This window comes from Pseudomonas sp. CFBP 5748, from assembly GCF_053850495.1.
The window spans coordinates 1-2,427 of the sequence record NZ_JBSPTN010000025.1; the positions used below are offsets into that span (position 1 = coordinate 1).

The following is a 2,427-nucleotide window of genomic DNA, read 5'->3' on the forward strand; positions in this document are numbered from 1 at the left end:
GTATGCGTCCGGACATCACATCTTGCGTGATTAAACCGGCTGCCACTTATGCGGAAGCAGCAGCTCGATTTCACTCGCCCGCTGCGTCGGTAAACGCGTGAGAACATCCTTTAGATAGGCGTACGGGTCATGACCATTCAGCCGCGCAGACTGGATCAAACTCATGATCGCTGCCGCCCGTTTTCCGCTACGTAGCGACCCAGCGAAGAGCCAGTTTTTGCGTCCAAGAGCCCACGGCCGGATCTGGTTCTCCGCCCAGTTATTATCAATGGGGACGGCCCCATCATCGAGGTAGCGCGACAGCGCTGCCCAGCGTTTGAGACTGTAATCGAGTGCTCTGCTGATGGCCGAACCTTCGGGCACAAGATCACGCTGGGCGATCATCCAGACATGCAATCTATCCATCACCGGAGCGGCTTTTTCTTGTCGTATTCGGCACCGTAAATCCGGTTCCAGATCACGCACTTCGCTCTCGATTTCGTACAGCAACTGGATGTAGCGCAGGGCCTGCTCGGCGATCTGGCTTTTGTTGGTCGCGTGCAATTCGAAAAACTTGCGTCGGGCATGGGCCATGCAGCCGATCTCGGTCACGCCGAGTTCGAAGCTGGCCTTGTAACCGCCAAAGTCGTCGCAGACCAACTTACCTTTCCAGCCTTGCAGGAAGTTGCGAGCATGCTCACCGGCGCGGCTGGGGCTGAAGTCGTAGACGACAGCGGCTGTTTCGCAGAACTGGCTCGTGGCGTAAGCCCAAACATAAGACCGGTGGGTTTTCTTCGAACCTGGAGCAAGCATCTGTACCGGTGTTTCATCCGCGTGGATGACTTGCTGTCCCATCACTACGTCACGCAGGGCATCGACCAGGGGCTGTAATTGCACACCCGTCATTCCAACCCATTGAGCCAAAGTGGAGCGTGGAATCGCCAAGCCGGCGCGACCGAAAATCGATTCCTGGCGGTAGAGCGGCAAATGGTCAGCGAACTTCGCGATCATGACGTGGGCAAGTAAGCCTGCCGTTGGGATACCTTTGTCGATGACCTGCGCCGGTACGGGCGCTTGGATCAGCGTTTCGCAGTCATCGCAAACCCACTTGCCACGAACATGGCGTTCGACGGTGAACACGCCTGGTGTGTAGTCCAGCTTTTCGCTGACGTCTTCACCGATACGCTTGAGTGCGCAGCCGCAAGGGCAGCGAGTGTTGTCCGGTTCATGATGGATCAATGTGCGTGGGAATTCCGCCGGCAATGCCGTGCGCTTGGGCTTTTGCTTTTTCTCGGTCGTCGCTGGCGCTATTTGCAAGGCTTGAAGCTCGGCCTCAATCGCCGCGATATCGGTATCGATCAGGTCATCGAGCAGACTGGCCTGCTCAGGATTCATCTGCTCGCTACGCTTGGCAAACTTCAAACGCTTGAGTTGCGCGATTTCGTGGGTCAGTTTCTCGATCACCGTTTGATCGCGGTTGATCTTCTTGCCCATGGTGTCAACTGTCTTGCCCATGGTTTCAACCGTCTTGCCCAAGGTCTCGACTTGCGACAGCAACTGCGCAGCGAATGCACGTAGCTGGTCGGGAGTCATTTGATCGAGATTGGGTGAGGACGTCATGCCGTGGATTTTACCAAAGCAGGCCACTTGCGACAGCCAGCCAAGACGCTAATTACAGTTTTTAAAGCAGCGTGATTGCACCGCCGGCTCCAACACGTTGCCAAGGTAGTCCGAGCACTAAGGCCTGAAGTTGTTCGGTATCCAACTGCATTTCGCTGCTTTGTCGAAGGCTTGGCCAGTGAAACTTGCCCTGGTTCAAGCGACGTGCGGCCAACCAAACACCAATCCCATCGTGTACCAGCACTTTCATGCGATTGGCCCGGCGATTGGCAAACAAATAAGCGCAGTGCGGCTTCGCCGCACCGAAGACCGCGATCACTCTGGCTAGCGCGGTCTCGGTACCGGCGCGCATGTCCATGGGCTCAGTGGCGAGCCAGATGGCGTCGATGCGGATCATCGCAACAGATCTCGCAGAAAGGTGGCACAGGCAGCGGCGCTTTCGGTCGGCCAGTTCACTTTCACGGTGCCGCGCGGGTGTGGGATTTCGAGGCAGATAGTCGATGACGTGGCTTGCGAATTTGCTCCGGCTAACTGCAAGGGCAGCGGAATGAAAGCAGGTTGCAGCGCCATGGCTTTCTGCGTTTGCACTCGAATCCATTTATGGACGAGGTTCGCGTTGAGGCTGTGGCTCAGCGCAACGCTGGCAATCGAGGCCCCGGGCTGGGAACACTCTTGAATGACCTGGGCCTTGAAGGATTTGGAGTAAGAACGGCGTTGTGGCTGCATGAAAGACCCGCTTAAAAGGCTAGAAATGGTGTCCACTTAAATCAGGTGGACACCATCGCCTTTGGCGTCGGGGTCAGGAAGGTGTGTTGGCCGGACGCATAC

3 protein-coding genes are annotated in these 2,427 nt (G+C 56.7%); all 3 read right to left on the bottom strand.

Features of this window, described 5'->3' with window-relative positions; genetic code table 11:
* Nucleotides 1–30: 30 nt before the first annotated feature.
* Complete coding sequence (tnpC, locus tag ACWNZ1_RS29135) at nt 31–1,599, bottom strand: IS66 family transposase (RefSeq protein ID WP_041476245.1); 1,569 nt, start codon at nt 1,597–1,599, stop codon at nt 31–33.
* Nucleotides 1,600–1,660: 61 nt separating this feature from the next.
* On the bottom strand, nt 1,661–1,996 hold the full coding sequence (gene tnpB, locus ACWNZ1_RS29140) for an IS66 family insertion sequence element accessory protein TnpB (protein ID WP_046064675.1): 336 nt from the start codon (nt 1,994–1,996) through the stop codon (nt 1,661–1,663).
* Complete coding sequence (gene tnpA / locus ACWNZ1_RS29145) at nt 1,993–2,325, bottom strand: IS66-like element accessory protein TnpA (protein WP_014335805.1); 333 nt, start codon at nt 2,323–2,325, stop codon at nt 1,993–1,995. The genes tnpB and tnpA overlap by 4 nt, the downstream gene beginning before the upstream one ends.
* Between the last annotated feature and the right edge of the window lie 102 nt (nt 2,326–2,427).